The sequence below is a fragment of the Streptomyces sp. NPDC090088 genome (assembly GCF_044747345.1).
Taxonomy (GTDB): Bacteria; Actinomycetota; Actinomycetes; order Streptomycetales; family Streptomycetaceae; genus Streptomyces.
Genome location: NZ_JBIVDZ010000002.1, coordinates 905,645 through 929,693 on the forward strand (window position 1 = coordinate 905,645; position 24,049 = coordinate 929,693).

A 24,049-nucleotide genomic window follows, 5' to 3' on the forward strand; every position below is an offset into this window, starting at 1 on the left:
CGCCGTGAGCGAGGCACTTGTCGCCTCCCGGGCCCCCGAGGCAGCCGCCTCGGGGGCTTCGGGGGCTCGTCGTTTCTGGCAGCGGCTGCGCACGCAGCGCGCCGCCCTCGTCGCGGCGGCCGTCGTCGCGCTGCTCGTCCTGGTCGCGCTCGCGGCGCCGCTGCTCACCGCGCTGGAGGGCCAGGACCCGACCACGTACCACCCCGGCCTGGTGGACTCGGCGCGCGGCGGCGTGCCCATCGGCTCCCTGGGCGGCATCAGCGGCGACCACTGGCTCGGCGTCGAACCGCAGACCGGCCGGGACCTGTTCGCGCGGCTGGTCTACGGCGCCCGGGTCTCCCTGGGCGTCGCGCTGGCGGCGACCACCGTGCAGGTCGTCCTCGGTGTCGTCGTGGGTGTCACGGCCGCGCTCGGCAATCGATGGGTTGATCAACTGTTGAGCAGGATCACCGACATCATCGTGGCCATGCCGCTGATCATCATGGCGCTGGCGCTGCTGGCCGTCGTGCCCAGCAGCTTCCCGAGGCCGGTCCTGGTCTCCCTCATCATCGGCTTCGTCGCCTGGGGCACCATCGGGAAGATCGCGCGCGCCGCGACGCTCTCCCTCAAGAACCTCGACTACGTGGCCGCCGCCCGGCTCAGCGGCTGGAGCACCTGGCGGATCGCCCGCCGGGAACTGCTGCCCGGCCTCGCCGCGCCCGTCATCACCTACGCCGCGCTCATGGTGCCGGCCAACATCTCCATCGAGGCCTCGCTGTCCTTCCTCGGCGTCGGTGTGAAGCCCCCGACCCCGTCCTGGGGACAGATGCTCACCTCCGCCAACATCTGGTACCAGGCGGCCCCGCAGTACCTGCTGCTGCCCGCCGGCGCCCTGTTCGTGACCGTGCTCGCCCTCACCGTGCTCGGCGACGGCGTGCGCACCGCCCTCGACCCGCGCTCGGCCTCCCGGCTGCGCGTCGGCACGGGCCGCAGGCAGGAGGCGAAGGCGGACGCTGCGGCAGAGACGACGAAGGCGAACGCTGTGGCAGAGACAGCGAAGGCGGACACCGCGCCGGGGACGGCGGAGACCACCGTCGCGAAGGAGGCGCGGTCATGAGCGGCTTCGCCGGATTCGCCGTGCGCCGCGCGGTCGGCGCGCTGATCACTCTGCTCGCCATCTCGGTGATCGTGTACGTCGTCTTCTACGTCACCCCCGGCAACGTCGCCCAGATCACCTGCGGCCCGCGCTGTTCGCCGGAGCAGGTGCACCAGGTCACCCAGCAACTCCGCCTCGACGACCCGCTGTACCTGCGGTACTGGCACTTCCTGGTGGGCATCGTCGCCGGCCAGGACTACTCGACCGGAACCTCCGTCGCGCACTGCTCGGCGCCCTGCCTCGGACTCTCGTACCAGAGCGACCAGCAGGTCACCCAGATCATCCTGAACAAGCTGCCGGTCAGCCTGTCGCTGGTGATCGGCGCGATGGTGCTCTGGCTGCTGCTGGGCGTCGGCACCGGCATCCTCTCCGCCTGGCGGCGCGGCCGGTTCACCGAACGCGCGCTGACCGGCCTCACCCTGGCCGGCATCTCCACGCCGGTCTTCGTCATCGGCCTCGTCCTGATGATCGTGGTCTGCGGGCAGCTGGAGCTGCTGCCGTTCCCGGAGTACGTCTCCTTCTCGGACGACCCCGAGCAGTGGGCCTGGAACCTGCTGCTGCCCTGGCTCACCCTCGCGATCGCCGAGGCGGCCTACTTCGCCCGGCTGACCCGGGCGTCGATGCTGGAGACGCTCGCCGAGGACCACATCCGCACCTTCCGGGCCTACGGCGTCGGCGAACGGTCGATCGTCGGCCGGCACGCGCTGCGCGGGGCGCTGGCGCCGATCATCGCCCTGAACGCCAACGACTTCGGCAGTGCCGTGGGCGGCGCGGTCCTCATCGAGACCCTCTTCGGCCTTCCCGGCATCGGCCAGGAGCTCGTCCACGCCGTGACCGTGGTCGACCTGCCCGTCGTGGTCGGCATGGTCCTGGTCATCGGCTTCTTCGTGGTCCTCGCCAACGCCCTCGCGGACGTGCTGTACGCGGTGGCCGACCGACGGGTGGTACTGACGTGAGTCTCGTCCGAGTCACTGATCTGACCGTCGAGTTCGGCGACCTGCGGGCCGTGGACGGGCTCTTCTTCCAGCTGGAGCGGGGCGCCGCCCTCGCCCTGGTCGGCGAGTCCGGCTCCGGCAAGTCCACGGTCGCCTCGGCCCTGCTGGGCCTGCACCACGGCACGGGCGCGCGGGTCGGCGGTTCCGTCGAGGTCGCCGGCGTCGACGTCCAGCAGGCCTCCGACGACGAACTGCGGCGGCTGCGCGGCGCGAAGGCGGCGATGGTCTTCCAGGACCCGTTGTCCTCCCTCGACCCGTACTACGCGATCGGCGACCAGATCGCCGAGGTCCACCGTGTGCACACGCGCGTGTCGCGGCGAGCGGCACGCGCGCGTGCCGTGGCGGTCCTGGACCGGGTCGGCATCCCGGACGCGGCGCGCCGGTCCCGGTCCCGCCCGCACGAGTTCAGCGGCGGCATGCGCCAGCGCGCGCTGATCGCCATGGCGCTCTCCTGCGAACCCGACCTGCTGATCGCCGACGAGCCCACCACCGCCCTCGACGTGACCGTCCAGGCCCAGATCCTCGATCTGCTGCACACCCTGCGCGAGGAGACCGGCATGGGCCTGCTGCTCGTCACGCACGACGTGGGCGTCGCCGCCGAGAGCGTCGACCAGGTGCTCGTCATGCGGCACGGGCGGGTGGTCGAGCAGGGGCCGGTCACCGCCGTGCTCGGGGCGCCCGCACAGCCGTACACCCGCGAACTGCTCTCCGCCGTACCGCGCGTGGACGCTGTCCGCGCCCCCTCGGCGGCCTCCGACGGGGTCGTCCTGGAGGCGACCGGTCTGCGGCGCGAGTTCGGCCGCGGCAAGCGGGCCGTCACGGCCGTGGACGACGTGTCGCTGACCGTCCGCCGGGGCGAGACCCTCGGCATCGTCGGCGAGAGCGGCAGCGGCAAGACCACGCTCGGCCGGATGCTGGTCGGGCTGCTGGAGCCGACGGCGGGGGAGGTCCGTTACGACGGGCACGCGCGCGTGGGCGTGAACCCGGCCGTCCAGATGGTCTTCCAGGACCCGGTGTCCTCCCTCAACCCCCGGCGCAGCGTGGGCGAGTCGATCGCGGACCCGCTGCGGGCGCGCGGCGAGCACGACGAGGGGCGCATCCGGGAGCGCGTGACCGAACTGCTGGAGCGTGTGGGGCTCGAAGGGGCGCACTACGACCGCTATCCGCACGAGTTCAGCGGCGGTCAGCGCCAGCGCGTGGGCATCGCGCGGGCGCTCGCGGCCGACCCGCGCGTCATCGTCTGCGACGAGCCGGTCTCCGCGCTGGACGTCACCACCCAGGCCCAGGTCGTCGCCCTGCTCGGCGAACTCCAGCGGGAACTCGGCCTCGCGCTCGTCTTCGTCGCCCACGACCTCGCCGTCGTACGGCAGGTCAGCGACCGGGTCGCGGTCATGCGCCGCGGGCGGATCGTGGAGAGCGGGCCCGCCGACGAGGTCTACGACCACGCCCAGGACCCGTACACCCGGCAACTCCTGGCCGCCGTACCCGCGCTCGACCCCGAGGCGGCGGCCCGGCGGCGGGCGGCGCGGCGGGAGCCCGTGACAGCGTGACGTTCCTGCAGTTCCGGGCGTGACGTTCCGCCGCCGTCCGATCGCCTAGCGCGACCGAACGCCACCCGCACGCGAAAGTTACGACCGTTCACCCCTTTTGGTGGCGCGATGGACAACCGTCCATCGCGCCACCGCCTTGTCCGCATACGTTCGTCCCGCTGCGAGCCGCCGGAGCAACGGCGGCTCCCCATACGGGAGATCGATCGGGGGTGCACACGTGCGCATCGGACTGCTTACGGAGGGTGGTTATCCGTATGTGAGCGGTGACGCCAGGCTCTGGTGCGACCGGCTCGTGCGCGGGCTCGGGCAGCACCAGTTCGACGTCTACGCGCTCAGCCGCAGCAGGCGCCAGGAGGACGAGGGCTGGCTGGAGCTGCCACCGCACGTCAGCCGGGTGCGTACGGCTCCCCTGTGGACCGCCGAGGAGGACGGGGTCGCGTACGGGCGGCGCGCACGCCGGCGCTTCGTCGAGAGCTACGCGGAACTGGCCGGGGTGCTGTGCGCCGGACCGGGCGCGGAGGGCCCAGGCGGCACGGAGGGCGCAGGCGGCACGGACGGCCCAGGTGGCGCGGAGGGCGTAGGCGGCGCGGACGGCCCCGGCGCCGTCCCCGGTCATCTGGCGGACCGTTTCGGCAACGCGCTCTACGGGCTCGCCGAACTCGCCCGCGACGAGGGCGGACTGGTCGGCGCACTCCGCTCCGACGCCGCCGTGCGCACGCTGGAGCGCGCCTGTCGCGCACCCGGCGCACTCGGTACGGCGCGCGAGGCGCGCGTGCCCGATCTGCTCGCCGTCGCCGCCCACCTCGAACGCGCCCTGCGCCCCCTCTCCCTCGACTGGTACGGCGACGACGGCCTCGGCGCCACCGACCTCTGCCACGCCACCGCGGGCGGCCCGGCCGCCCTGCCCGGCCTGCTCGCCGCGCACTTCTCCGACGTACCGCTGCTGGTCACCGAGTACGGCGTGCAACTGCGCTCGCACTACCTCGCCTCCGGCCCGGACGCGGCCACCCCGGCCGTCCGCGCCCTGCTCGCCGCCTTCCACGGCCGGCTCGCCACCGAGGTCTACGGCCGCGCCGCGATCATCACCCCCGGCAACGCCCACGCCCGCCGCTGGCAGGAGCGCTGCGGGGCCGACCGCGCCCGCATCCGTACCGTCCACCCCGGCATGGAGGCCTCCCGGTTCACCGAGGTGGGCGAGGCCCCGGACCGCGCCGACCCGGACACCCTCGTGTGGGTCGGCCGGATCGAGCCGTCCAAGGACCTGGTGTCGCTGCTGCACGCCTTCGCGGAGGTCCGCAGGGAGGAACCCAAGGCGCGGCTGCGGGTGGTGGGGGCCCCGGCCGGCGCGGAGGGCGACGCCTACCTGGGCCACTGCAGGGCGCTCGCCGCACAGCTCTTCCCCGACGAGGCCGAGGGCGTGCACGCCGTCGGTGACAACCCGGTCGCCTTCGAGGAGATCGGCGGACCGGAGGCGCCGACCCTCGCCGACGCCTACGCGTCCGGCACGGTCGTCGTCCTCTCCAGCGTCGTCGAGGGGTTCCCGGCCGGACTGGTGGAGGCGATGTTCTGCGGCCGCGCGACCGTCTCCACCGACGTCGGCGCCGTGGTGGAGGCCATCGGCGGCACCGGGCTCGTCGTACCCCCGCGCAATCCGCGGGCGCTCGCCGAGGCGTGCGTGGCGCTGCTGCGCGACCCCGAGCGCCGTGAGCGCCTCGGGGCCGCCGCGCGCGCCAGGGCGCTCGAACTGTTCACCGTCGAGCAGAACATCGCGGCATTTCGCGCCATTTACCTGGAGATCGTCTCGCACTGCCCGGTGCGCCGGGTCGTCCTCGACGCGGCCGGCGAGCCCCTGCCGTTCGGCGTCCCGGCCGAGGCCCATGTCCCGGGCCGCTGGACCGGTCCCACCGCCCGCGTGGTGAGCCGGGGCGGACCCGGCTGGGCCCTGGGCGCCCCGGCCCGCCCCGCCCCGGTCCGGGCGACGCCGCTCGCGGCCCCCGAGGGGGCGCTGTGAACGGCGACGAAGGCGGCACGGCCAACGGCGGCCTGGGCGAGCTGGACCGGCCCGGACGGCCCGGCGCGGCGGACGCCTGGGACGCGCGGTCGGGGGAGTGGCTGCCGGGCACCGAGGAGGGCGGTGCGGCGGACACCTTCGCGGGGAGCCGGCCGCCGGCGGCCGGCGGGGGCTCCGCACGGAGCCGGGCCGCCGCTCCGCACCCCGTCGGCAGCCGTACGCCCACCCCCCGCCGAGGCGTCGCCGACCCCGTGAAGGCGCTGCTGCACCGCCATCGCGACCTGTGCGAACGGGCCGTCGACCCGCTGGAGATCGCCGCCGGCCTCGAAGCGCACGGGGTCACCGACCGGACCGCCGCCCGCTTCCGGCACCGTGACGTCTTCTCGCTCGCCGAGGAGCTCTACGCACGCGTGCCCCGCGACGGCGAACCCCGCCCGCGCCCCGAGCCGGCGCCCGCGCCCGGCGTGCGCGCCGACCGGGTGCTGCTCACACTTCTCCCGGGCGCCGTGTGTGCGGCCGTCGTGACCGGCGTACGGCTCACCGAGGGCCGGCCACGCCTCCTGGTGGCAGCCGCCGGGGCCCTCGCCGTCGCCCTGGCCGTCCGCCTGGCGCTGCGCCGCGGCCCCCTGGCCGTGCCGGACCGCACCCTCGCCCGGCACACCGCCACCGGCCCGCGGGCGTGGACCTGCTGGCTCCTCGCCTACGCCCTCTTCGGCAACGGCCTGCTGCGTGCCGTCGTGGACGGCGGCCCCGACGGCCTGCCGACCGGCGCCGCACACGGCCCCTGGCCGGTGACCACCGCCCCCGTCCTCGCCCTCACCCTGGCCTGCGCCCCGGCGGCCTGGAGCGCCCACCTGCTCGGCGTCGGCGCGCGCCGCAGGCTCGCGGGCAGCCGGGGCCTGGAGGAGTTCACCGGGGCCGTACAGCCGTTGCTGCTCGGCGCGTTCGCGCTCTTCCTGGGCGCCCTCACCGCCCTGCTCGCGCTGTGCGGCGCCGCCCTGGGAGAACCCGCCGGCTACCCGGAGGCCCTCACCCTCGGCGCCCTCCTCCTGCTGGCCCGCCTCCTCACCGTCCACAACGTCCCGCAGGGCCCCGGCCCGGCCCTCGCCGCCGCTGCCCTGGCACAAGCGGCGGCCGTGGCCCTGGTCCTGGCCGGCCGGCTGCCCGGCTGCGCCTTCCTGGCGGTCCCCGTCAACGCCCTGACCGACGCGTGGGGCGCGGGCGGCGTCCCGGCGCTCGTCTGCGGCGCCGCCGCGCTGGCACTGCTGCTCCAGGCCACCCGCACCCTCACCCGGGCCTCGGCCCACGCGCCCACGGGAGACCCCGAGTGAGCCGAGCCGCCGCTTCCCCCGCAGGCCTCGCCGAGCCGTCCCGGCGGCCGACCCCCGGCATCCCGCCGAAGGCGACCGCACCATCCTCAGAAGGAGACCACCAGATGACCACCTCCCGACCCGGACCCGGAGCGTCCGGAACCGCCGGAGTCGCCGGAGCGCACACCCCGGGAGCCGCACGATGAGGGTTCTGCTGATCGGAGCCAACGGATACCTCGGCCGCTTCGTCGCCGACCGGCTGCTCGCCGACCCGGCCGTCCAGCTCACCGCGCTCGGCCGCGGCGACGACGCCGACGTCCGCTTCGACCTCGCCACCGGCAGCCCCGGCGCGCTCACCCGCTTCCTCGACGCGGTCCACCCGGGCGTCATCGTGAACTGCGCCGGCGCCACCCGCGGCGGCGCCCGCGAACTCACCCGGCACAACACCGTCGCCGTCGCCACCATCTGCGAGGCCCTGCGCCGCAGCGGCTGCGGCGCCCGCCTGGTGCAGGTCGGCTGCAGCGCCGAGTACGGCCCGAGCCAGCCCGGCTCCTCCACGGCCGAGGACGCCGTACCGCGCCCCGGCGGCCCGTACGGCGTCAGCAAGCTCGCCGCCACCGAACTGGTCCTCGGCTCCGGCCTGGACGCCGTCGTCCTGCGCGTCTTCTCACCCGCCGGGCCCGGCACCCCGGCCGGGTCCCCGCTCGGCCGGCTCGCCGAGGCCATGCGCCGCGCCATGCAGTCCGGCGACGGCGAACTCAAACTCGGCGGCCTGGGCGCCCAGCGCGACTTCGTCGACGTCCGTGACGTCGCCCGTGCCGTCCACGCGGCCTCGCTCTCCGCAGCCCAGGGCGTCATCAACATCGGCTCCGGCCGCGCCGTGCGGCTCCGCGACGCCGCCGCTGTCCTCGCCCGGGTCGCCGGATACGGCGGCGCCCTGCACGAACTCGACGGCCCCCCGGGACCGCTGCGCAGCCCCATCGGCCACCCCCGCCTGGACCCCGACCACGCGGCCCCGGTCGCGTACCCGTACCCGGACGGCTGCGGCAGCTGGCAGCAGGCCGATGTGCGCTGCGCCCGCGACCGGCTCGGCTGGCGGCCCCGCATCAACCTGGAGGAGTCCCTCGCGGACATCTGGATGGAGGCGGCGTGCCGCATCTGACCAGCACCCGGACGGGCCCCGCGACCACCGGCTTCCGCACCGCCTTCGGCATCCCCGGCTACGCCCACCCGCTGCTCGCTCCCGCCCAGTGGGCCGAACTCACCCGCCCCGGCACGCCCTTGCACTGGGTCGTCCTCGACGTGGCGAACGGCCCCGGCAGCCGCCCCGACCCGCACTGCCTGGAGGCGGCCGGCCGGCTCCGCAACGCGGGCATCCGCGTCCTCGGTCACCTGGACACCGGCTATGGCGCCCGCCCCCGGGCCGACCTGCTCACCGACGCCCGGCACTTCCACGACTGGTACCGCGTCGACGGCTTCCTGCTGGACCGCTGCCCCACCGAGCGCACCGCGCTCCCCGGGATCCGCCGGGCCGTCGCCGCGCTCCGCGCCCTCGGTGACGATCCCCACATCGTCCTCGGCCACGGCACCCACCCGCACCCGGGCTACGCCGAGAACGCCGACCAGTTGGTGACCTTCGCGGGCCCCTGGGGCGACTACCGCTGGTCCCAGGTCGCCGAGTGGACCGCCGACTACCCGCCGGACCGCTTCTGCCACTTCGTCCACGGCGTGCCCCTCGGCCACCTCGACGAGGCGCTGCGCATCGCCCGCTGGCAGGGCGCGTCGACCATCTACTTCACCGACCGCACGGACCACGGCGGCAGAGCCGACCCCTGGGAGGCCATGCCCGGTTACTGGGACGAAATCGTCTCGCGGATCGGAACAGGTGTCTCGGAATGAAGAAGCCCGTGGCAGTGTTACAGGGAGAACAAACGTAGTGATTGACCGATCAACGGAGTCTCCGTGTCGCTGCCACCCCTGGTCGAGCCAGCTTCTGAGCTCACCGTAGACGAGGTCCGCAGGTACTCCCGCCACCTGATCATCCCGGACGTCGGGATGGACGGGCAGAAGCGGCTGAAGAACGCCAAGGTGCTCTGTGTCGGCGCCGGCGGCCTGGGCTCGCCGGCGCTGATGTACCTGGCCGCCGCGGGTGTCGGCACCCTCGGCATCGTGGAGTTCGACGAGGTCGACGAGTCGAACCTGCAGCGCCAGATCATCCACAGCCAGGCCGACATCGGCCGCTCCAAGGCGGAGTCCGCCCGTGACTCCGTCCTCGGCATCAACCCGTACGTGAACGTGGTCCTGCACGAAGAGCGGCTCGAGGCCGAGAACGTGATGGACATCTTCAGCCAGTACGACCTGATCGTCGACGGCACGGACAACTTCGCCACCCGCTACCTGGTCAACGACGCGTGCGTGCTGCTGAACAAGCCGTACGTCTGGGGCTCGATCTACCGCTTCGACGGCCAGGCCTCGGTCTTCTGGTCCGAGTACGGTCCCTGCTACCGCTGCCTCTACCCGGAGCCCCCGCCGCCGGGCATGGTCCCCTCCTGCGCCGAGGGCGGCGTGCTGGGCGTGCTGTGCGCGTCCATCGGCTCCATCCAGGTCACCGAGGCCATCAAGGTCCTCACCGGCACCGGTGAGCCCCTGGTCGGCCGTCTGATGATCTACGACGCCCTGGAGATGCAGTACCGCCAGGTCAAGGTCCGCAAGGACCCGAACTGCGCGGTCTGCGGCGAGAACCCGACCGTCACCGAGCTCATCGACTACGAGGCCTTCTGCGGCGTCGTCTCCGAGGAGGCCCAGCAGGCGGCCGCTGGCTCGACGATCACTCCCAAGCAGCTCAAGGAGTGGATCGACGACGGCGAGAACATCGAGATCATCGACGTCCGCGAGCCGAACGAGTACGAGATCGTCTCCATCCCGGGCGCCAAGCTGATCCCGAAGAACGAGTTCCTCCTCGGCACCGCCCTGGAGGGCCTGCCACAGGACAAGAAGATCGTTCTGCACTGCAAGACGGGTGTCCGCAGTGCGGAGGTCCTCGCGGTCCTGAAGTCCGCGGGCTTCGCGGACGCCGTCCACGTGGGCGGCGGCGTCATCGGATGGGTCAACCAGATCGAGCCGTCGAAGCCGGTCTACTGAGTACAGGCTCCGCCGAGGGCGGGGGCCTCGGGCACGACAGGTGCCCGGAGCCCCCGCCTTCGTCATGAGCAGACCTTGCCGTCCTTCGGGACCGTGCCGCTGAGCAGATAGGCGTCTACCGTCGAGTCCACGCAGTCGCTCCCGCTGCCGTACGCCCCGTGGCCCTCGCCCTTCCAGGTCAGCTCGACCCCGACGCCCTTGCCCAGCTCGTCCGCCATCCGCCGGGCGCCCTCGTACGGCGTCGCCGGGTCGCCGGTGTTGCCGACCAGCAGGATCGGGGCCGCCCCCGGGGCGCTCACCTCCGGAGTGTCGTACTCCCCGGCCACCGGCCAGTCGTGGCACCAGCCGGCCGTGTCCCAGCCCAGGAAGTCCCCGAACACGGGCGAGATCTTCTCGAACTGAGGCAGCAGCTTCTTCGTCTGGGCGAGCGTCGGCCGCTGCTTGTCGTCCAGGCACGATATGACCCGCTGGGAGTGCGTGGTCGTGCCGTAGTGCCCCGAGGAGTCCCGGTCGTTGTACTGGTCCGCGAGTGAGAGCAGCTCCGAGCCGTCGCCCTCCCCGGCCGCCCGCAGCGCGCTGGTCAGCGTCGGCCAGCTGTCCTGGCTGTACAGCGGCAGGACGATGCCGGTGACCGCGAGCGTCTGGGTCAGCTTCCGCCCGGAGGACGTCGGAAGCGGCTTCGCGTCGAGCCGGGTCAGCAGGTCCGCGATCTTCTGCGAACCCTGCTCCGGGTCCTGCCCGGTGGACTTCAGATAGTCGTCCAGCGCCCGCTGGAAGCCCTGGGCCTGGTTCTTCGCGTGACCGACCGAGTCCGCGGTCGGGTCGACCACCGCGTCCAGGATCAGCCGCCCCACGTTCTTCGGGAACAAGTGGGCGTACACACCGCCCAGTTCGGTGCCGTAGGAGATGCCGAAGTAGTGCATCTTCGAGTCCCCGAGCACCCGGCGCATCAGGTCCATGTCGCGGGCCGTGTCGGTCGTCGAGACATGCGCGATCAGCTGCCCGGCGGCCTTCTGGCAGCCCTTGCCGAAGTCGGCGGCGTCCTGGAAGTACGCCGTCTCCTCCGCCGGCGTGTCCGGTGTCGCGTCGATCGGCTCGGCGGCCTGGATGGCCTTGTCGCTGCGGCAGCGGATCCCCTCGCTGGCGCCCACTCCGCGCGGATCCCAGCTCACCAGGTCGTACCGCTCACGCAGCGCGGAGACGGTGGTCGCGTAGTACGGCATCGTCGAGACGCCGGAGCCGCCGGGACCGCCGAAGTTGAACAGCAGCGAGCCGATCCGCCGGCCCGATCCGCCGCTCGCCTGCGCCCGGATCAGCGCCAGCCCGATGGTCTCCCCGTCCGGCTTCGCCCAGTCCAACGGGACCTTGAGCGTCGCGCACCGCCACTCGTCACCGGGCGCGGCCGAGTCGGAAGTGGCCTTGCAGCGGCTCCAGTCGAGCTTCTGGGAGGTGAGGGAGGAGGGCAGTGCGGCCGAGCCCGTGGTGCTGGACGTGGCGGCCGACGGCTGCCCGGACGAGGCCTTCCCCTCCTCGGTGCCCCCACCCGACGACCCACTGCTGCACCCGGCCATGAGCAGCCCCGCGGCGACAGCGGCCGCCCACCGTACAGATCGCAACATGCGCGCACACCCCCCACACAGGCTCTCCGCTCATTCGCCGCGGAAAGCGGTCTGGTCATAGTAGGCGGCGTGGGCGACGGCCGTCGCAGCCTGTGGATAACCTTTTGACCTGCGGTTTTGCGGCGCCTCGGGATCGAGGGGTGGTCAACCGGGGGTCAGCTGCAGACCGTTCCGGCCTTCGGTACCGTCCCCTCCAGCAAGTAGCCGTTCACGGCGCCCTGTACGCACTTGTTCTTGCTGTCGTACGCCCCGTGCCCCTGCCCCTTGTACGTCAGTTCCACCCCGACGCCCTTCCCGAGCGCCTCCACCATCTTCCTCGCCCCCTCGTACGGGGTGGCCGGATCCCCGGTGTTGCCCACGACCAGGATCGGCGCCGAGCCGGGCGCGCTGACGTCGGGGTGGTCGGCCGCGCCGGGCACCGCCCAGTCGGTGCAGCTGACCATGCCCCAGGCGAGGTAGTCGCCGAACAGCGGGGACGCGGCGCGGAACGTGGGCAGGCGCTGCTGGACGTAGTCGGCGGTGTACCGCGGCTTCTCGTCGGCGCAGTTGATGGCGATGTTCGCCGCCGTGATGTTGCTGTACTCGCCGTTCTGGCTGCGGCCGTTCATCGAGTCGGACAGCAGCATCAGGATCTTCCCGTCGCCGTCGTACGCCTCCTCCAGACCCTCGGTGAGGTACTCCCAGAAGTCCTTGGAGTACAGGGACTGGGCGATGCCGTTGGTGGCGGCGGTCTGGGTCAGCATGCGGGGGAGGATGCCGGGGATCGGCTTCTTGTCGAGGTCCGCGAGGAGCCCTGCGATGCGGTCCTTCACGTCCTGCGGGGTGTCGCCGATCGGGCACTCGGTGGTCTTCGAGGTGCAGTCCTGGGCGAAGTTGTCGAGCGCGAGCTGGAAGCCCTTGGCCTGCCCGAGCGAGCTCTCCTCCGGGTTCTGGGTGGGGTCGACGACGGCGTCGAGAACGGCCCGGCCCACGTTCTTCGGGAAGAGGTGGGCGTAGACGCCGCCGAGTTCGGTGCCGTAGGAGATGCCGAAGTAGTGCAGCTGTCTGTCCCCGAGCACCTGGCGCATCAGGTCCATGTCGCGGGCGGCGTCGGTGGTGCGCACGTGCGGCAGGATCGTCTTGGAGTTCTTCTCGCAGGCGGCGTTGAACTGCTTGGTGCGGTTGATGAGCTGGGTGCGCTCGGCGCTGGTGTCGGGCGTTCCGTCCTGCTGGAAGAAGTCGTCGAGCTGGGCGTCGTTCTCGCACTCCACGGGGTCGCTGCGGCCGACTCCGCGCGGGTCGAAGCTGACCAGGTCGTAGCGGGTGCGCAGGGCGGCGTAGTCCTCGCCGAAGGCGGGGAGGGTGGTGACGCCGCTGCCGCCGGGTCCGCCGAAGTTGAAGATCAGGGAGCCGATCCGCTTGTCCGCGGCGCCGCTGGCCCTGGCGCGGATCAGCGCGAGACCGATCGTGGCGCCCTTCGGTTTCGACCAGTCCAGGGGCGCCCTCATGGTGGCGCACTGCCAGTTGCCGCCGCCGGGCAGCGGTGACGGGGTGTCGCCACCGCCCTCGGCCTCGTCGGGGGCCGGGCAGTCCTTCCAGTCCAGCTTCTGTGCCGTCAGATCCCCGTCCTTGGAACCGTCGCTGCACCCGGTCAGCACGGAGGACAGCACCAGGGCGGTGGTCAGGGCGGCGACACGGATCCGGAAGGGGTTCGGCATGATCCCATCCTGGGGTCGCCCACGGTCCCGCGCGCGGGGCGCGAGCCGTACGAGGTACGGCCCTAGAGCGCGCCCTTGCGTGTGAGGTGGTTGAAGGCCAGCCAGCCCGGCAGGACCGGCAGCCACAGGGTCAGCAGCCGGTAGAGCAGGACCGCGGGGGCCGCGACCTCCTTGGGGAGGCCGACGGCGATCAGGCCGACGGTCAGGGTCGCCTCGACCGCGCCGACACCGCCCGGGGTGGGCGCCGCGGAGCCGAGCGCGTTTCCGGCCAGGAAGACGACGGCGACACTGGCGATGCTCAGCGAGGTCGACTCGTCGCCGAACGCGCGGATGGAGGCGTCCAGGCACATCACGAAGCAGGCGGTCAGCAGCAGCATGCCGCCGATGCCGGTGACGAGTTTCTGCGGCCGCTGCAGCACGTCCAGCATGCGCGGCACGACACCCGCGAAGAGCGACCGCACGCGCGTGACGAGGAACTTCCGCAGGAACGGCACCGAGGTCACCACGAGGACCAGGACGGCGACGGTCAGCAGGCCCGCGATGACCGTGCGGGACGGGGACAGGGAGGGGGTCTTCTCGGTACCGGTGAGATAGCCGAAGGACAGCAGCATCAGGATGTGGCAGCCCAGTCCGAACAGCTGGGAGGCGCCGACGCTCGCGACCGCCAGTCCGGGGCGCACGCCGGCGCGCTGCAGGAAGCGCGTGTTCAGAGCCACACCGCCGACGGCGGCCGGTGCCACGATCTTCACGAAGGAGCCGGCCACCTGCGCCGCCACGGTCCGCACGAACGGCACCCGCTCGGGCACGAACCCGAGGAGCGCCATCGCGGCGGCGACGTAGCTGAGCGCCGAGAACGCCACGGCGGCGAGCACCCAGCCCCACTGGGCCTGCGCGAACAGGGTGTCGAACTCGATGTGGGTGAGCTGGGTGAGCAGGTAGTACGCGCCGACCGCACCGGCCATGAAACTGATCAGCGTGCGCGGCCGGACCCGCTCCAGCCGCGCCGGCTCCACGGGGGCCTGCGGTCTGATCCGCAACACCTGGTGCCGGATCTGGGTGAGCAGGTCCTCCTCGCGCGCCTCGTCCAGGGCCTCGTCCAGGGCCCGCTTCTCGGCCCGCTGCTCGGCGCGCACCGTCTTCTTGTCGGGCTTCTCGACCGACTCCTCCAGACGGGCCTGCTTGGCCTGCCTGGACGCCTCCAGGACGGCGTCGCGCTCGCGCTGGGCGCGCTCCCTGGCGAGTCTGCGCAGCGTCGCGCGCGTGGACCGGGTGAGCGCGATCGGCTGGAGCATCGGCAGACAGTCGGCGACGGCGTCGGGGCCGAGGACACCGACCGCCGAGGCCACCGCCCGCTCGGCACCCACCCGCAGACCGAGCGTGGTGACCAGCTGGGCGACGTCCATGCGCAGCAGCAGCTCGCCGGCGGCGATCTCACCGCCGCGCAGGTCGGTGAGGATCACCGTGCCGGAACGGTCCACGAGGATGGCGTCTCCGGCGAGCCTGCGGTGCGCGATCCGGCGCGACTGCAGCGCCGCCACCTGGTGCCAGGTGTTGCGCAGCAGTTCGTCGGTGATCTCCTCGTCGGCCAGCGAGTCCAGGGTGCGGCCGCCGGTGTGCTCGTAGACGAGCATCACCGCGTCGGGACCCAGCTCGGAGGTGGCGATCAGCTTCGGGGCGTTGGCGCCGGCCGCGATCGCCGCGTACGCCAGCAGTGCCTCCTGCTCCAGGGCCTGGCGCAGGGACTGCAGGCTGGAGCGGGTGGCGAAGCCGCGCAGGGTCAGATTGCGCCACGCGCGGTAGAAGAATCCCTGGGCCTGCTGCTCCCGGTCGACGACCGTGACGTCCAGCGGCGGGCCGTCCTCCAGGGTGACGAAGTAGCGCCGTCCCCGGTCGCCGTTCTCGCTGTCGAGGGCCTCCTCGCGGGCCGCGCCGACCGGGTGGAAGCCGACGTGCCTGAGGCCCGCCAGCAGGGTCCGCCCGGTGGGGCGGACGTTGGGCGAGCCGACCGCGTACAGCGTGCCGTAGGCGACGGTCCAGCCGATCAGCACCGTGAGGATGATCGAGAACGGTGTGGTGTACCCGGTGACCAGCATGGAGAACGCGTCGAGCAGCAGCACGATCCACAGGACCGAGCGCCATCTCGGCCGCCGGGACATGCCGACGGCCGTCATATAGGCGATGACGGGCGCGAGATAGCCGTGCACGGGGTCGGTGAGGGCGTGGATGTCACCGGGGGAGGGCTGGGTGAGCGCCTCCTGGATGGAGCCCGGGGCGGCTCTCGCCACCCACAGGTCGGTGGCGAGGGTCACTCCGTGCGCGAGGACGGCGGCGAGCACGCCGTCGGCGATGCGCAGCCCGTCCCGCTTGATCAGCCGCTCGATCGCGAACGCGACCGGCACCAGCAGGATCGCGATGCTGGAGGCCAGCCCCGCGAACCTGATCAGCAGGTCGGGGGCCTGTCCGGTGCCCTTGTTGATGTCCTGTTCGAGGCCGGAGGTCGTGCCGTGCGCGAACGCGGCGATCCCGAGCAGCACGGCCACGGCGAGCACGCCGACCAGCAGACGCATGAGGTCGGAGGGGCGGTGCACGCGCGCGGGGAGCAGCGGTTCGTCGCCCTCCACCTCGTCGGTGTGCAGTTCGTCCGGCACGTGTTCCGCCTCGGAGACGTCCTCGGAGACATCGGGTTCGGCGGCGGTGCCGGGGTGCGTGCTGTCGTCCTGGCCCACGGAGTCCCGGTTCTCGGCGTTCGAGCGGGCGGCGTCCGGGCGTGCGGCGGCGTCAGAGGTGCCCGCCGCTCTGTCGGGGTGCACGCCCTGCTGCTCGGTCGTCTCTTCTTGATCTCGTATCACCAGTCACCGCCCGCACGATGGTGGCATGCCCCACCGACACCGGAGGGCATCAGGGTGCAGATGCGGGGGCGCACAGTCTGCCCCAAGCGCCGCGAGAGGGCGAGACGGAGGCCGCACGCGCACCGCACGGGTTGTCGGTGGGGTGCGGCAGGATGGGGCGAATGAGCGAGCAGAGCCTTCCCGAGGACACCCGAGAGGGGTACGCGGACGAACTTCCCGAGTATGCCGAGCGGGTCCTGGAGGTCGCCGAGCGGATCCCGCCCGGGCGCGTGATGACCTACGGCGACGTCGCGGAGTGGCTGGAGGAGGGAGGGCCGCGCCAGGTCGGGCGTGTGATGTCGCTCTACGGCGGTGCCGTCCCGTGGTGGCGTGTGGTGCGCGCCGACGGGGTCCTGCTCCCGGGGCACGAGCTGCGTGCGCTGGATCACTACCGCGCGGAGGGCACGCCGCTGAAGGAGGCGAGCAGGGCCGCGCAGGGCCATCTGCCGCGGCTCGACATGAGGCGGGCGCGGTGGGACGGCGGCGCGGACACGGAGGCTCACACCTGACAGCTTCCGCCATCCGAGGCCTTCGGGGGGAACCGGTGGCCCGTACGAGGGACAGCGGGGACGTCCGTGGCATGACGTACGTTCGTGAGATGAGGGGCGCGGGTGCCGCGGGGGGCGTAGGTGCCGCCCGAGGCGGACGGGAAGAATCGGAAGCCCTGCTTCCGTCCGGTTCGTCGGCGTAGCGTCGGCTGCGCGTGTCCCGCTCACCCCGCGGCCACCACTCCGCACGCGCGACCGCGCACCGACCAGCACACCCACCAGGACCGGCGAACCACGTGAGCTCCTCTTCCTCCACCAAGCGCCTGCCGCACCTCCCGGTGCGGCAGGGGAGCCGTGGCGCTTACCGACTGGTCCGTACCCCGCCGGCCGGCATGGATCCCCCTCCTCTGGACGCGGCACAGCGCGCAGTGGTTGACCACGGATCAGGCCCGCTGCTCGTCCTCGCGGGCCCCGGCACCGGAAAGACCACCACCCTGGTCGAGTCGGTGGCCGCGCGGATCGCCCGGGGCGACGACCCCGAGCGGATCCTGGTGCTGACCTTCAGCCGCAAGGCCGCCGTAGAGCTGCGCGACCGCATGGCCCTGCGGGTGGGTGCCGCCCGCGCGCCCCGGGCGACCACCTTCCACTCGTACTGCTACGCCCTGATCCGCGCGCACCAGGACAGCGGCCTGTTCGTGGACCCGCTGCGGCTGCTGTCCGGCCCCGAGCAGGACGTCACCGTCCGCGAGCTGCTGGCCGGCCAGCCCGACCTGGAACGGCTCGGGCTCGACCATGTCCGCTGGCCGGACGAACTGCGCGCCTGCCTGACCACCCGGGGCTTCGCCGACGAGGTCCGCGCGGTCCTCGCCCGCAGCCGCGAACTGGGCCTCGACCCGGCCGCCCTGGACGCCTTCGCCCGCCGGATCGGCCGCCCCGACTGGCGGGCCGCGGCCGCCTTCCTCGCCGAGTACCTCGACGTCCTCGACCTGCAGGGCGTCCTCGACTACGCCGAACTCGTCCACCGCGCGGTGCTGCTCGCCCACCGCCCCGAGGTCGCCCTGGACCTCGCGGGGCGGTACGACGCCGTGTACGTCGACGAGTACCAGGACACCGACCCCGCCCAGGTGCGCCTGCTGCAGGCACTGGCCGGCGGCGGCCGCACCCTGGTCGCGTTCGGCGACCCGGACCAGTCGATCTACACGTTCCGGGGCGCCGACGTGAACGGCATCCTGGACTTCCCGTCGGCCTTCGCGCGCGTGGACGGCCGCCCCGCCCCCGTCGAGGTGCTCCGCACCTCCCGCCGGGCCGGTGCCGGCCTGCTGGCCGCGACCCGCCTGCTGACCCGGCGGATGCCGCTGACCCGGCTGCCCGCCGCCCAGGTGCGCGCCCACCGCGAGCCGGCTGCCGCGCGGGACGACGGCCGGGTCGAGGTGTACACGTACCCGACGTCCGGCACCGAGCTGGACAACATCGCCGACATCCTGCGCCGCGCCCACCTGGAGGACGGTGTCCGCTGGAGCGACATGGCCGTCCTGGTCCGCGCGGGATCCGCCACCATCCCCACGGTCCGCCGCGCCCTCACCGCGGCCGGCGTGCCCCTGGACATCGACGGCGAGGACGTACCGCTGCGCCACGAGCCGGCGGTGGCGCCCCTGCTGACGGCGCTCCGCGCGGTGGCGGAGGCCGAAGCGGCGCAGGACGCGGACGAGGATGCCTGCTGGCTCGACACCGAGACCGCGCTCACCCTGCTCACCTCCCCGCTCGCCGGCATGGACGCGGCCGACCTGCGCCGCCTCGGCCGCGCCCTGCGCGACGAGGAGCGGGCGGCCGGCAACGCGCTCCCGCCACCCTCGGACGAACTGCTCGCGCGGGCGCTCGCCGAACCCGAGCGCCTCGCCGTCCACGACCCCGGGTACGCGCGCGGTGCGCAGCGGCTCGGCGCCCTGCTCGGCAGGGCCCGGGAGCGCCTGGCGGGCGGCGGTACGGCCGAGGAGGCGCTGTGGGTCCTGTGGAACGGCACACCCTGGCCCTCCCGTCTGGAACGCTCCGCCCGGCGCGGCGGCGCGGCCGGCCGCAACGCCGACCGTGACCTGGACGCCGTGTGCGCCCTGTTCGCCACCGCCGCCCGCGCGGAGGAGCGCAGCGGCGGCCGGGGCGCGCTGAACTTCCTGGCCGAGATCGAGGCCGAGGACATCGCCGCCGACACCCTCGCCGGGCGCGCGGTGCGCCCCGACGCCGTACGCCTGATGACCGCGCACCGCTCCAAGGGCCTGGAATGGCGCCTGGTCGTCGTCGCCGGCGTCCAGGAGGGCCTCTGGCCGGACCTGCGCCGCCGCGGCTCGCTCCTGGAGGCCGACCGCATCGGCCGCGACGGACTCGCCGAACCGCTCACCCCCGGCGCACTGCTCGCCGAGGAGCGCCGGCTGTTCTACGTCGCCGCCACGCGCGCGCGAGAACGCCTCGTCGTCACCGCCGTGAAGGCCCCCGCGGACGACGGCGACCAGCCCTCCCGGTTCCTCACCGAGCTGGGCGTCGAACCCCAGGACGTCACCGGACGGCCCCGCCGCCCGCTCTCCGTGGCCGCCCTGGTCGCCGAGCTGCGCGCGACCACGGTCGACCCGCGCGCGTCCGACGCCCTCCGGGAGGCCGCCGCCCGCCGCCTGGCCCGGCTGGCCGCGCTCGCCGACGAGGACGGCCGCCCCCTGGTGCCGTCCGCCCACCCCTACCGCTGGTGGGGCATGTTCGAGCCCACCGAGAGCAAGGTGCCGCTGCGCGACCGGGACCAGCCCGTCGTGCTGTCCGGCAGCGCCCTCGACCAGCTCGCCAACACCTGTTCCCTCCAGTGGTTCCTGGGCCGCGAGGTGAAGGCCGACGCGCCCGCCACCACCGCCCAGGGCTTCGGCAACGTCGTGCACGTCCTCGCCGACGAGGTCGCCTCCGGACGCACCCCCGCCGACCTCGCCGTCCTCATGGAGCGCCTGGAGTCGGTGTGGAACGCGCTCGCCTTCGACGCCCCCTGGAAGTCGGCCCAGGAGAAGGACAACGCGCGCGTGGCACTCGAACGCTTCCTGAAGTGGCACGTCCTGGACCGCACCGCACGCACCCCGGTCGCCAGCGAGCAGGACTTCGACGTCACCCTCGGGACGGGCGACTACGAGGTCCGCATCCGCGGCCAGATGGACCGGGTGGAGGCGGACGGCGAGGGCCGCGCGTACGTCGTCGACTTCAAGACCGGCAAGCAGGCGCCCAGCGCCGCGGAGGTGGCCCGGCACCCGCAGCTCGCCGTCTACCAGCTCGCGGTCCGCGAGGGCGCCGTGGACGAGGCCTTCGGCGGTGTACGGCCCGAACCCGGCGGCGCCGAACTGGTCCACCTCAGACAGGGCGCCCCCCAGCGCGACGGCGGCGAGACCCTGCCCAAGGTGCAGGCGCAGGAGCCGCTGGAGGGGGAGTGGGTCGGCGAGCTGCTGGCCACCGCCGCCGGCAAGGTCCTCGACGAACGGTTCACCCCGACCACCGGCCAGCACTGCACGCACTGCGCCTTCCGGGCCTCGTGCAGCGCGCGGCCGGAGGGGCGGCACGTGGTGGAGTGAGCGCTGGTTCCTCGATTGTCAGTGCCCGCCGCTAGCCTTTTTCCTCATGCCCGCCCTCATCACCGACCCCGAGCAGCTCAAGGAGCTCCTCGGTATCCCGTTCACCCCGGAGCAGACGGCCTGCATCACCGCGCCGCCCGCCCCGCAGGTGATCGTGGCCGGAGCCGGGTCGGGCAAGACGACGGTGATGGCGGCCCGCGTGGTCTGGCTGGTCGGCACCGGGCAGGTCGCCCCGGAACAGGTCCTCGGCCTGACCTTCACCAACAAGGCGGCCGGCGAACTCGCCGAACGCGTCCGCAAGGCACTCGTCAAGGCGGGCGTCACCGACCCCGACGCGATCGACCCGGACAACCCGCCCGGCGAGCCCGCCATCTCCACGTACCACGCCTTCGCGGGCCGGCTGCTGACCGACCACGGCCTGCGCATCGGCCTGGAGCCGACCTCCCGGCTGCTCGCCGACGCCACCCGCTTCCAGCTGGCCGCACGCGTGCTGCGCGAGGCCCCCGGCCCCTACCCGGCCCTCACCCGCTCCTTCGCCGACCTGGTCAGCGACCTGCTCACCCTCGACTCCGAACTCGCCGAGCACCTGGTGCGCCCCGAGGACCTGCGCACCTGGGACGCCGGACTCCTGAACACCCTCGCGGGCGTCCGGCTCGGCAACGCCGACCTGCGCAAGGTGCCCGAGACGGCCGCCGCCCGCCGTGAACTGGCCGAACTGGTCCACCGCTACCGGTCCGCCAAGCGCGAGCGGGACCTGCTCGACTTCGGCGACCAGATCGCGCTGTCCGCGGCACTGGCCGGCCTCCCCGAGGTGGGCCGGCTGCTGCGCGAGGAGTTCCGGGTCGTCCTCCTCGACGAGTACCAGGACACCTCGGTCGCCCAACGCGTGCTCCTGTCGGGCCTGTTCGGCGGCGGCACCGGCCACCCCGTGACCGCGGTCGGCGACCCCTGCCAGGCCATCTACGGCTGGCGCGGCGCCTCCGTCGCCAACCTCGACGACTTCCCCGAGCACTTCGCCCACGCCGACGGCAGCCCCGCCACCCGCCGGGCGCTCAGCGAGAACCGCCGCAGCGGCGGCCGCCTCCTCGACCTCGCCAACGGCCTCGCCGAGCCGCTGCGCGCCCTGCACGCGGGCGTGGAGGCCCTCCGCCCCGCCCCGGGAGCGGAACGCGACGGCACGGTCCGCTGCGCCCTGCTGCGCACCCACGCCGAGGAGATGGCCTGGATCGCCGACTCGGTCGCCCACCTCGTCCGCACCGGCACGGCACCCGGCGAGATCGCGGTCCTGTGCCGGACGGCCACCGACTTCGCGGAGATCCAGGGCGCCCTCGTCGCCCGGGACGTCCCCGTGGAGGTCGTCGGCCTGTCCGGGCTGCTGCACCTGCCCGAGGTGGCCGACCTCGTCGCCGTCTGCGAGGTCCTCCAGGACCCCGGGGCCAACGCCTCCCTGGTCCGGCTGCTCACCGGCCCGCGCTGGCGCATCGGCCCCCGCGACCTCGCCCTCCTCGGCCGCCGTGCCCGACTGCTGGTCGCCCACGCGCGCGTGGGCGACGCCGACGACCCGGACCGCCGGCTCGCCGAGGCCGTCGAGGGGGTCGACCCCGCCGAGGTGATATCGCTCGCGGACGCCCTCGACACCTTCCTGGAGCTGCCGCTCGACATCGAGCAGGCGGACGACGGGCTGCCGTTCTCGCCGGACGCGCGCGTGCGCTTCGCCCGCCTGGCCACCGAACTGCGCGAGCTGCGCCGCTCGCTGTCCGACCCGCTGATGGACGTCCTGTACCGGGTCCTCGCGGTCACCGGCCTGGAGGTGGAGCTGTCGGCGTCCCCGCACGCGCTGGCCGCCCGTCGCCGCGAGACGCTGTCCAACTTCCTGGACGTCGCCGCCTCCTTCGCGGCCGGAGACCAGGAGGCGACCCTGCTCGCCTTCCTCGGCTTCCTGCGCACCGCCGCCCAGTACGAGAAGGGGCTGGACAACGCCCTGCCCGGCGGCGAGAACACCGTCAAGGTGCTCACCGCGCACAAGTCCAAGGGCCTGGAGTGGGACGTCGTCGCCGTCCCCGGACTGGTCAAGGGCACCTTCCCGAGCAGCCAGGGCCGCGAGAAGTGGACCGCCCAGGCCAAGGTGCTCCCGCACGCCCTGCGCGGCGACGGGGACACCCTGCCCGACGTCGAGGCCTGGGACTCGCGCGGCATGAAGGCCTTCCACGAGGCCATGAAGGACCACCAGCACACCGAGGAACTCCGCCTCGGCTACGTGACCTTCACCCGCCCCCGCTCCCTGCTCCTCGGCTCCGGCCACTGGTGGGGCCCCAACCAGAAGAAGCCGCGCGGCCCCTCCGACTTCCTCCGGGCCCTGTACGAGCACAGTGCCGCCGGACACGGCGAGATCGAGGCCTGGGCCGACGAACCGGAGGAGGACGAGGAGAACCCGGCCCTGCACGAGGCGAGCGCCGACCAGGTGTGGCCGCTGCCTCTGGACGCCGCCGCCCTGGCCCGCCGCCGCGCGGCCGCCGAGACCGTCCTCGCCCACCTGGACGCGCTCACGGCGGAAACCGACGGAGGAGCCCCCGCCGACCACGACCCCACCGCCCACGAGGACCCGGACTGGCCCCCGCCGCCCGAGGACGAGGACGTCCCCTACGGCGATGACCTCTCCTACGGCGATGACGTCCCCCATGGCGAAGCCGCCCCCTACGAGGACGGCCTCCCGGACGAGGACTCCGCCGACTGGGACTCCTGGAGCACCGACCGCCCCACGGTCCCGCACCAGGCGGCGCCCGCCGAGCCCACGCCCCCGCGCGCGCCGGAGCACGAGCGCGCCCTCCCCACCGCCGAGGCCGTCCCCGCCCCCGCGGCCCGCTTCACCTCCGAGGCCGTCCCCGCGGCCCGCTTCACCCCCGAGGAGGCCCGCGCCATCGCCTCCTGGGACCGTGACCTCGACGCGCTCGCCGGTGAGCTGCTGCGCGCCCGCCGGAGCGTCACGGACGTCCCGCTGCCGGCCGCGCTCTCCGCGACCCAGTTGATGCGGCTGGCGGAGGACCCGGACGGGCTCGCGCAGGAACTCGCGCGCCCCATGCCGCACGCTCCGCAACCGGCCGCGCGCCGGGGCACCCGGTTCCACGCCTGGGTGGAGGCGCGCTTCGAAGAACTCACGCTGCCCATGCTCGACCCCGACGAGCTGCCCGGCAGCGACGCGGAGATCGCCGACGAGCGGGACCTCGAAGCCCTGAAGGAGGCCTTCGAACGCACCGAGTACGCCCACCGCACGCCCTACCGCGTCGAGGCCCCCTTCCAGCTCTCCCTCGCCGGCCGGGTCGTCCGGGGCCGTATCGACGCGGTCTACCGGACAGGAGAGGGCGACGGGGCGACGTACGAGATCGTCGACTGGAAGACCAGCCGCACCCGGCCCGCCGACCCGCTCCAGCTGGCGATCTACCGGATCGGCTGGGCCGAGCAGCAGGGCGTGCCGCCCGAGTCGGTCACGGCCGCGTTCGTGCATGTCCGTACCGGCGAGATCGAACGACCGGAGGGGCTGCCGGACCGGGCCGGACTGGAAAGGCTGATCGTCGGACAAGCTGAGTGTGACGAACAGCCCGCCGAGGATGTCGGTCCGGGCCGATAG

At 73.6% G+C, this 24,049-nt stretch carries 14 protein-coding genes; 11 read left to right on the forward strand and 3 right to left on the reverse strand.

What is annotated here, in order from left to right:
• Window positions 1-4: 4 nt before the first annotated feature.
• The 8 genes from ACIPSJ_RS12845 (at window position 5) to moeZ (ending at window position 10,142) form a co-directional block, all read left to right on the forward strand.
• The gene (locus ACIPSJ_RS12845) at window positions 5-1,096 is read left to right on the forward strand and encodes an ABC transporter permease (RefSeq protein WP_401345504.1); all 1,092 of its coding nucleotides are present in this window, start codon (window positions 5-7) and stop codon (window positions 1,094-1,096) included.
• Window positions 1,093-2,091 carry an ABC transporter permease gene (locus ACIPSJ_RS12850; protein ID WP_359220074.1) on the forward strand — a complete coding sequence of 333 codons (999 nt, stop codon included), beginning with the start codon at window positions 1,093-1,095 and terminating at the stop codon, window positions 2,089-2,091. Before ACIPSJ_RS12845 ends, ACIPSJ_RS12850 begins: the two co-directional genes overlap by 4 nt.
• Entirely contained in the window at window positions 2,088-3,680 is a 1,593-nt protein-coding gene (locus tag ACIPSJ_RS12855) for a dipeptide ABC transporter ATP-binding protein (protein WP_401345506.1), read from the forward strand. The genes ACIPSJ_RS12850 and ACIPSJ_RS12855 overlap by 4 nt, the downstream gene beginning before the upstream one ends.
• 256 nt (window positions 3,681-3,936) lie before the next feature.
• Window positions 3,937-5,691 carry a glycosyltransferase gene (locus ACIPSJ_RS12860; RefSeq protein WP_401345508.1) on the forward strand — a complete coding sequence of 585 codons (1,755 nt, stop codon included), beginning with the start codon at window positions 3,937-3,939 and terminating at the stop codon, window positions 5,689-5,691.
• Entirely contained in the window at window positions 5,688-7,022 is a 1,335-nt protein-coding gene (locus ACIPSJ_RS12865; protein WP_401345510.1) for a hypothetical protein, read from the forward strand. The genes ACIPSJ_RS12860 and ACIPSJ_RS12865 overlap by 4 nt, the downstream gene beginning before the upstream one ends.
• 181 nt (window positions 7,023-7,203) lie before the next feature.
• A complete protein-coding gene (locus ACIPSJ_RS12870) occupies window positions 7,204-8,163 on the forward strand; it encodes an NAD-dependent epimerase/dehydratase family protein (protein ID WP_355715770.1) in 960 nt (319 codons plus the stop codon).
• Window positions 8,151-8,900, forward strand: coding sequence for a spherulation-specific family 4 protein (locus tag ACIPSJ_RS12875; RefSeq protein ID WP_401345512.1), 750 nt, complete (start codon window positions 8,151-8,153; stop codon window positions 8,898-8,900). The genes ACIPSJ_RS12870 and ACIPSJ_RS12875 overlap by 13 nt, the downstream gene beginning before the upstream one ends.
• A 63-nt stretch (window positions 8,901-8,963) precedes the next feature.
• Window positions 8,964-10,142, forward strand: coding sequence for an adenylyltransferase/sulfurtransferase MoeZ (gene moeZ / locus ACIPSJ_RS12880; RefSeq protein ID WP_181805304.1), 1,179 nt, complete (start codon window positions 8,964-8,966; stop codon window positions 10,140-10,142).
• Window positions 10,143-10,204: 62 nt separating this feature from the next.
• Here moeZ and ACIPSJ_RS12885 read toward each other — a convergent pair whose 3' ends face one another.
• The 3 genes from ACIPSJ_RS12885 to ACIPSJ_RS12895 all read right to left on the reverse strand — a co-directional run bounded on the left by ACIPSJ_RS12885 (window position 10,205) and on the right by ACIPSJ_RS12895 (window position 16,268).
• The gene (locus ACIPSJ_RS12885; RefSeq protein ID WP_401345514.1) at window positions 10,205-11,761 is read right to left on the reverse strand and encodes an alpha/beta hydrolase; all 1,557 of its coding nucleotides are present in this window, start codon (window positions 11,759-11,761) and stop codon (window positions 10,205-10,207) included.
• Between the two features lie 155 nt (window positions 11,762-11,916).
• Window positions 11,917-13,458: an alpha/beta hydrolase gene (locus ACIPSJ_RS12890; RefSeq protein ID WP_359220093.1), complete on the reverse strand. Its 1,542-nt coding sequence runs from the start codon at window positions 13,456-13,458 to the stop codon at window positions 11,917-11,919.
• A gap of 62 nt (window positions 13,459-13,520) precedes the next feature.
• Window positions 13,521-16,268: a lysylphosphatidylglycerol synthase domain-containing protein gene (locus ACIPSJ_RS12895; protein ID WP_401345516.1), complete on the reverse strand. Its 2,748-nt coding sequence runs from the start codon at window positions 16,266-16,268 to the stop codon at window positions 13,521-13,523.
• 200 nt (window positions 16,269-16,468) lie between these two features.
• Between ACIPSJ_RS12895 and ACIPSJ_RS12900 the strand changes: the two genes are divergently transcribed.
• From ACIPSJ_RS12900 to ACIPSJ_RS12910, 3 genes are all read left to right on the forward strand, one after another.
• Window positions 16,469-16,855 (forward strand): MGMT family protein, encoded by a 387-nt coding sequence (locus ACIPSJ_RS12900; protein WP_401345518.1) that lies wholly within the window; start codon window positions 16,469-16,471, stop codon window positions 16,853-16,855.
• A gap of 275 nt (window positions 16,856-17,130) precedes the next feature.
• Complete coding sequence (locus tag ACIPSJ_RS12905) at window positions 17,131-20,424, forward strand: ATP-dependent helicase (RefSeq protein WP_401345520.1); 3,294 nt, start codon at window positions 17,131-17,133, stop codon at window positions 20,422-20,424.
• 46 nt (window positions 20,425-20,470) lie between these two features.
• Window positions 20,471-24,049 carry a UvrD-helicase domain-containing protein gene (locus tag ACIPSJ_RS12910; RefSeq protein WP_401345522.1) on the forward strand — a complete coding sequence of 1,193 codons (3,579 nt, stop codon included), beginning with the start codon at window positions 20,471-20,473 and terminating at the stop codon, window positions 24,047-24,049.

Excerpts from the sequence above, each read along its gene's own strand:
- ACIPSJ_RS12850 (WP_359220074.1), top strand. The coding sequence starts at position 1,093 with ATGAGCGGCTTCGCCGGATTCGCCGTGCGCCGCGCGGTCGGCGCGCTG.
- ACIPSJ_RS12870 (WP_355715770.1), top strand. The coding sequence starts at position 7,204 with ATGAGGGTTCTGCTGATCGGAGCCAACGGATACCTCGGCCGCTTCGTC.
- ACIPSJ_RS12885 (WP_401345514.1), bottom strand. The coding sequence starts at position 11,761 with ATGTTGCGATCTGTACGGTGGGCGGCCGCTGTCGCCGCGGGGCTGCTC.
- ACIPSJ_RS12890 (WP_359220093.1), bottom strand. The coding sequence starts at position 13,458 with ATGCCGAACCCCTTCCGGATCCGTGTCGCCGCCCTGACCACCGCCCTG.
- ACIPSJ_RS12900 (WP_401345518.1), top strand. The coding sequence starts at position 16,469 with ATGAGCGAGCAGAGCCTTCCCGAGGACACCCGAGAGGGGTACGCGGAC.
- ACIPSJ_RS12910 (WP_401345522.1), top strand. The coding sequence starts at position 20,471 with ATGCCCGCCCTCATCACCGACCCCGAGCAGCTCAAGGAGCTCCTCGGT.